Here is a 6,737-nt window from a genome sequence, read left to right as displayed (position 1 = left end):
CTGCCGCTGCTCGCGGCCTGCAGCACGGCGCTCACCCCGCCGAAGCTGTCGAGCGACGTGCAGAAGGTCTTCAGCGCGCTCTACGTCACCCAGCAGCAGCTGCTCGGGCGGACGCTGTCGGCAGGTGACCTGCACACGCTGGCCAGCTGCAGCCGCACCGGCTCCGCGCACGACGGGCCGGGGGAGGACTGGCTCTGCTCGGTCCAGTTCCTCGACGGTGGTACGGCGTCGTCGCAGGCCTTCGAGGTGCAGCTGAAGGCGGACGGCTGCTGGACCGCCACCGGTGCGGCCGCCACCCAGCCGGCCCAGCTCGTCGACCCGGTGACGTCGCGGCGGCTCACGAACCCGCTGGCCGAGTTCGACGGCTGCCTCGACACCAGCTGGCACTAGGCAGGACCCGGGGCAACGGCGTCGAAACACGTCAACCATGAAGCGCCGCACCGCCCTGCTCGCCGCCCTGGCCCTCGTCGCCGGTCTCGCCCCCGTGGTCCAGGCCGCTGAGGCCCCGCAGCCGCACCACAAGTACGACGTCACGATCCGGTACACCGAGTACGGCATCCCGCACATCACGGCGCGCGACTACGGCAGCCTCGGCTACGGGTACGGCTACGCCCTCGCCAAAGAGACCATCTGCACGATGGCCGACACCTACACCACGGTGCGGGCGCAGCGGTCGAAGTTCTTCGGCCCCGACAACGGCTACGTCTTCCGCGGCAACGGCGCGAGCGTCAACAACCTCAACAGCGACTTCTTCTTCCAGCAGATCAACGACGCCAAGACGGTCGAGAAGCTGCTCGCGCAGAAGGGGCCGAGCGCCCCGAAGCCGGAGATCCGGCAGGCCGTGACCGGCTACGTCGCCGGCTACAACCGCTGGCTCAAGACCAACAAGATCACCGACCCGGCATGCGCCGGGAAGCCGTGGGTCACGCCGATCACCGAGCTCGACGCCTACCACCGCTTCTACCAGCTGGCCCTGCTCGCCTCCGGCGGCGTCGCGATCGACGGCATCGGGGGTGCGCAGCCTCCGACCCCCTCCGCACCCGTCCCGACGCTGGACACCGCCAAGCTGGCCGAGGGGCTGCAGAACGAGTTCAAGGGCCTCGCCATCGGCTCCAACGCCGTCGCCCTCGGCCCGCAGATGACGAAGAACGGCCACGGCCTGCTGCTCGGCAACCCGCACTTCCCGTGGATCGGCAGTGAGCGGTTCTTCGAGTCCCAGCTCACGATCCCCGGCAAGCTCGACGTCGCCGGCGGCTCACTGCTCGGCGTACCGATCATCCTGATCGGCCACACCGCCCACATGGCCTGGTCGCACACGGTCTCCACGTCGTACCGGTTCACGCCGTTCCAGGAGACGCTCGTCCCGGGCAGCCCCACGACCTACCTGTACGACGGCAAGCCGACCGCCATGACCTCCCGGACCGTGACGGTGGCGCTGCCGGGGGGCAAGAAGCAGTCCCGCACCCTGTACGCCACCCGGCACGGGTCGGTCTTCACCTCGCTGCTCGGCATCCCGCTGCCCTGGACGCCGGCCGTCGCGTTCTCGATGGGCGACGCCAACGCGCCGAACTTCCGGTACCTGAACCACTTCTTCGACGTGAACCACGGGCAGTCCAGCAACGACGTGCTGTCCTCGCTGAAGCGGAACCAGGGCATCCCGTGGGTCAACACCATCGCCTCGGACGACAAGGGCGACGCCCTGTACGCCGACATCTCGGTGACCCCGCACGTCACGAACGACCAGGCGCAGACGTGCGACACCGCGGCCGGTGCCGCGACCTTCGCCGCGCTGCGGCTGCCGATCCTCGACGGGTCGCGGTCCTCGTGCGAGTGGGGCAACGACCCGGACGCGGTGCAGAAGGGCATCTTCGGCCCGTCGCACATGCCGTACCTGATCCGGCACGACTACGTGACGAACTCCAACGACTCCTACTGGCTGGCCAACCCGAAGCAGCCGCTCGAGGGCTTCGCCACGATCATCGGCGACGAGCGCACGCCGCGCACGACCCGAACCCGCTCCGGGCTCGTCATGGTGGCCGAGCGGTCGGGCAAGAAGTTCACGCGGCAGGACATGCAGGACCTCCTGTTCTCGGACCGGCAGTACTCGTGGGAGATCACCAAGCCGGACGTGCTGTCGATGTGCCGCGCCTTCCCCGGCGGGTACGCGCCGTCAGCCAGCGGCCCGGTGGACGTGGGCAACGCCTGCGACGTGCTGGCGAAGTGGAACGGCCGTGACAGCCTCGACGCCCGCGGTGCGCTGCTGTTCCGCAGGTTCTGGACGCACGTGACGTCCGTGCCCGTCGGCGTGCAGGCGTCGCTGCAGACCGCACACGTGTGGTCGACGCCGTTCGGCGCGAACGACCCGGTGAACACCCCGCGTGGCCTCAACACCCTGAACCCCTTGGTGCAGAAGGCCTTCGGTGACGCGATCAACGACCTCGAGGGAGCGCACATCCCGCTGGACGGGCCGCTCGGGAAGTACCAGGTCGACGTGCGCCCGGACGGGACGCGTACGCCGTACCACGGCGGTCCCGGCACCCTCGGCGTGTTCAACGCCGTGGCCGCGCCGTGGGACGCGACGAGGGGCTACATCGGCCAGCTGCCGCACGGCTCGTCGTTCATCCAGGTCGTGTCGTTCAACGGCAGCGGCTGCCCGGACACCCGCACGATCCTCACCTACTCGCAGTCGACGAACCCGAAGAGCCCGCACTACGCGGACCAGACCAAGCTGTTCAGCCAGTCGAAGTGGGTGACGGACCGGTTCTGCGCCCGCGACGTCGCCCGCGCCACGCTGCAGACGGTGCACCTCACCGGCTGAGGTCAGAAGGTGACCTTCGCGACCCGGCCGGTGAAGGTGACGGTGACGAGACCGTCCAGCGTGAGCGGGGTCGGGATGGTGATCCGCCCCGGCAGGTACCGGTGCTTGAGATCGACCGCGTAGACGCTGATCTGCGCCTTGCCGGGTGCCGTGGCATCCACCTCGAACGTGCCGGCCGACGCGAAGACGTGCAGCTTCGGAGCCTTCAGCAGCGTCCACCGGAAGCCGGTGTTCCGGAACTCGCTCTTGTCGACGAAGACGGTCGTGTCCGTCCCGCACGGGTTCTCGAGGACCTGCGGTGCCTTCGCCAGGCAGGCTTTCAGCGCGCGAAGGACGGCTGCGGCGGCCTCTTTCTCACCGGCGGCCGTGGCCGTCAGGTCGAAGTGCAGGGCACCCGGGTCCCCGGTGACCGGGGCCTTCTGCTCCTTCGCGGTGAAGGCGAAGGTCGGCGGCATCTTCGCGTCGTAGAGGCCTGGAACGGCGGGCAGCGCGGTGCTGCCGGCCGACACCTTCACCTTCGTGCCGTTGACGGCGACCGAGGCGACGTCGGTGGCGGCTCCGTCGATGACGATGCTGGAGAGCCCGTTGTCGACCAACCAGGTGTCGCCGTGCTTGCTCAGTCGCAGCGTCGTCGTCTGGGCGCTGCCGTCGACGTCGTAGGAGATCGCCGCCGTCGCCGTCCGGTCCTTGCGGGTCACCCTGCCGAGCGTCGCCTTGGTGATCCGGTCGGCCGGCGGGAGGTCGGTCGTGAGCAGGGTGCGGTCCACCGTGGCGGAGTGCGCCGTCAGCGCGAGGGCCTTGCTGACGTGCCCCGCGCTGAGCGCCGCGAGGTACTCCCTCGCGACGTCCGTCGGTGTGGTGCCGACGCCGTGCACTGCCGTCGTGAGTCCGCCGGCGAGCACGAGCGCGCCGGCGGCGCCGATGACGAGAGCAGGACGAAGGCTGGGCACGAGCCAAGAGTGTGAGGCCTCTGGACCAGCTCTGTCCGGGTGATGGCGCTATTGGCCGAGCTCGTCGGCGTACCGCAGCAGGGCGCCGACCCCGCCGTGCGGTGCCAGCTCGATCTCGTGCGGGACCAGCGAGACGTCGGCCCCGGTGCCGATCGCGGCCCGGAGCAGCACGTCCACGACCGGACCCGAGGACGGCATCGGGACGCCGATCGCCGCGAGCTCCTCGGGGCTGTTGCCGACCTGGGCGGGCTCGGGGCCGAACCAGAGGACGCCCTCGGTCGGCGCGTCGGTCGTGACGAGCAGGGTCTGCACCTGCGCCTTCTGCAGCGCCGCGACCACGGGTCCGACGCCGTCGACGGCGCGCTTGAGCTGGCCTCGCTCCTGCGAGTAGTCCTCGAGCTCGGTCAGCGTCTTCGCAGCCGTGTGCCGGTGCAGCAGGTCGGACACCCGCTTGCGGACGAGGCCCTCGCCGCCGTCCTCGCCGCGGCCGCCCTCGACGGTGGCCCACTTGGGCCTCAGGTCGCCGGGCAGGTGCTCCTCGATCGCCTTCAGCTCCCGCTGGTCGCCGACGCCGATGACCAGCTCCGGCTTCACCTCGGAGGCGAGCCTGCTGACGGTCTGCGCGATGTCGCTCGCGATGTCGCCGATCCAGCCGCTCTCGAGCTCGTGCTGGTGGGCGGTGTGCTGCCACTTGCTCGGCCCGCGCGGGTCCGGGCCCCAGCCGGTGTCGGCGGTCCCGGAGACCTCGCGGGCCTTCTCGCCGGCCTCGCGCCACGCCTCGATGGTGGCGCCGGCGCGGTCGGCCTTGACGAGCACGTACGGCACCCGCTGGCTGAGCTCCTCGACGAGCGGCAGCAGGTGGGGGAGCGGCGCGACGTCCACGATCGGCTGCCGCGGCGCGTGCCGCAGGCTCATCGCCAGCTTCACCTGGTGGTCGTCGACGACCGCGACGACGAGCCGGGCGTTGCCCTCGCCGTGCGTGCCCTTGGCGCTGAGCACCGCGTCGACCGTCGCGCCGTCGAGGCCCTTGTCGATCAGCTCGCGGCTGACGTCCTTCCACACCAGCTCGTACTTGTCGGCCGGCTTCTCCACGGCGCTCTCGCTCTCCACGAGCACCGTGACGAAGGGGCCGTCGGCGATCAGGACATCACTGAGGTCACGAAGGTCCATGAGGGTCGCCGTACCCCGTTCGTCGCGACCGTCACGTCACCGCCGGTGCTCTGACAGGTTTCTGACCTTGGGGTGCCTAGCGTCCGGCCCATGAAGCGCAGCGGTAAGGCAGCACTGGTCATGGTGGGGATCGTCGGAGCCGGGTGCTCCTCGCACAGCGCACCTCATGCCGCGGCCACCGGTCACGCGACGCGAACGAGCCCGGCGGCGTGCGCCCTTCCGAGCTACGGCCCTGGCAGGTCGTACCACCCGAAGGTGGACCCGAGCTCGTTCACGGCGGACGTGACGAACCCGTGGTTCCCGTTGGAGCCGGGGACCACGTACGTCTTCAGCGGCACCAAGGACGGCAAGCAGGCCATGGACGTGTTCGCACCGTCGCGTCGCACCGTGACGATCGACGGGGTGCTCACGCGCGCGGTCAACGACCGCGGGTTCCTCGACGGTGTGCTCGAGGAGCAGACGACCGACTACTACGCGCAGGACTCCTGCGGCAACGTCTGGTACTTCGGCGAGGACACCGCCACTCTCGACGAGCACGGTCATGTCGAGAGCACGGAGGGCTCGTTCCGCGCCGGGGTCGGGGGTGCGGAGCCCGGCGTCTACATCGAGGCGAACCCGCAGATCGGGGCGGTGTTCCGGCAGGAGTGGTCGCCGGGGCAGGCCGAGGACCGCTACCGCGCGCTGAGCACGACGGGCGGACGCACGGTCCGCTACGGCAGCTTCACCGCGACGCTGCGCACCGAGGAGAAGAGCGATCTCGAGCCCGAGGTGACCGACAACAAGTACTACGCCCGTGGGGTCGGGCAGATCGAGGAGCTCGCGGTCACCGGTGACACCGAGCGCCTCGAGCTCGTGGCCGTCCTGAAGTAGGTTCGGACAGGGCGGTGAGCGGCATGCGGGTGCTGGTCGTCGAGGACGACGCAAAGGTGCGGAGCCTGCTGCGTCGCGGACTCGAGCACGAGGGCTTCTCGGTCGCGACCGCCGCCGACGCGGCGGAGGCGCGCTGGCAGGTGGCGGAGTCGACCGTCGACGCGATAGTGCTCGACGTGCTGCTGCCCGACGCGGACGGGTTCGCCGTCTGCGAGCAGCTGCGCGCCCAGGGCACCTGGGCTCCGGTGCTGATGCTGACGGCGCTGGACGACGTGCGCGACCGGGTGCGCGGCCTCGACGTGGGTGCTGATGACTACGTCGTCAAGCCGTTCGCGCTGCCGGAGCTGGCGGCCCGGCTGCGGGCCCTCCTGCGTCGCGGAGCAGTGCCCCGACCCGCGACCCTTACGGTCGGCGACCTGACGCTGGACCCGGCCAGCCGAGAGGTGCGTCGTGGCGGGACGCTGCTGAAGCTCACCCCTCGCGAGCAGGCTCTCCTCGAGCTGTTCCTCCGGCACCCCGACGAGGTCCTCAGCCGGACCCGGATCGTCGAGCACGTCTGGGACGACCAGTACGACGGCGACCTGCACGTCGTGAACGTCTACGTGTCCTACCTCCGGGACAAGATCGACCGGCCGTTCGGCAGGTCGTCGCTGCAGACCGTGCGCGGTGCGGGCTACCGCCTGGGTGATGACCGGCCCGCGGTCGCTCTCGGTTAGGGCCCGCGTCACCCTGGCGTTCGCCGCGGTGATGACCGTCCTGCTGCTGGCGCTGTCCGCGGTGCTCTACCGGTCGATGAGCGCCGCCCTGCTCGACGAGCTCGACTCCGGTCTGCGGTTCCGGGCGGCGGCGATCGCCTCGCCGTCGCAGGGAGCCTCGATCGAGGGCACCAACCCTTTGCTGGAAGAGCGGGCGGAGGCCTTCGACCAGCT

At 70.4% G+C, this 6,737-nt stretch carries 7 protein-coding genes; 5 read left to right on the top strand and 2 right to left on the bottom strand.

Annotation, left to right across the window (positions count from 1 at the left end; translation table 11 throughout):
- Positions 1-390 (top strand): hypothetical protein (locus tag JF597_RS00995; RefSeq protein ID WP_293986816.1); only part of this gene is annotated, 390 nt, incomplete at its 5' end.
- Positions 391-427: 37 nt separating this feature from the next.
- The gene (locus JF597_RS00990; RefSeq protein ID WP_293986814.1) at positions 428-2,818 is read left to right on the top strand and encodes a penicillin acylase family protein; all 2,391 of its coding nucleotides are present in this window, start codon (positions 428-430) and stop codon (positions 2,816-2,818) included.
- A gap of 2 nt (positions 2,819-2,820) precedes the next feature.
- Here the strand turns inward: JF597_RS00990 and JF597_RS00985 are convergent, their stop codons facing one another.
- On the bottom strand, positions 2,821-3,768 hold the full coding sequence (locus tag JF597_RS00985; protein WP_293986811.1) for a hypothetical protein: 948 nt from the start codon (positions 3,766-3,768) through the stop codon (positions 2,821-2,823).
- Positions 3,769-3,816: 48 nt separating this feature from the next.
- Positions 3,817-4,938, bottom strand: a complete 1,122-nt coding sequence (locus JF597_RS00980; RefSeq protein WP_293986808.1) for a hypothetical protein — start codon at positions 4,936-4,938, stop codon at positions 3,817-3,819.
- Between the two features lie 255 nt (positions 4,939-5,193).
- On the opposite strand from JF597_RS00980, the gene JF597_RS00975 reads away from it, so the two are divergent.
- From JF597_RS00975 to JF597_RS00965, 3 genes are all read left to right on the top strand, one after another.
- Entirely contained in the window at positions 5,194-5,808 is a 615-nt protein-coding gene (locus tag JF597_RS00975) for a hypothetical protein (protein WP_293986805.1), read from the top strand.
- A 23-nt stretch (positions 5,809-5,831) separates the two neighbouring features.
- Positions 5,832-6,524, top strand: coding sequence for a response regulator transcription factor (locus tag JF597_RS00970; RefSeq protein ID WP_293986819.1), 693 nt, complete (start codon positions 5,832-5,834; stop codon positions 6,522-6,524).
- On the top strand, positions 6,496-6,737 hold a 242-nt coding region (locus tag JF597_RS00965; RefSeq protein ID WP_293986802.1), incomplete at its 3' end, for a hypothetical protein. The genes JF597_RS00970 and JF597_RS00965, both read left to right, overlap by 29 nt.

Origin of the sequence: Streptomyces sp., assembly GCF_019510245.1 — a bacterium.
Classification (GTDB): Bacteria; Actinomycetota; Actinomycetes; order Streptomycetales; family Streptomycetaceae; genus Streptomyces.
The sequence above is the reverse complement of the archived record's forward strand: the minus strand, read 5'-3'. Positions and strand labels throughout refer to the sequence as shown.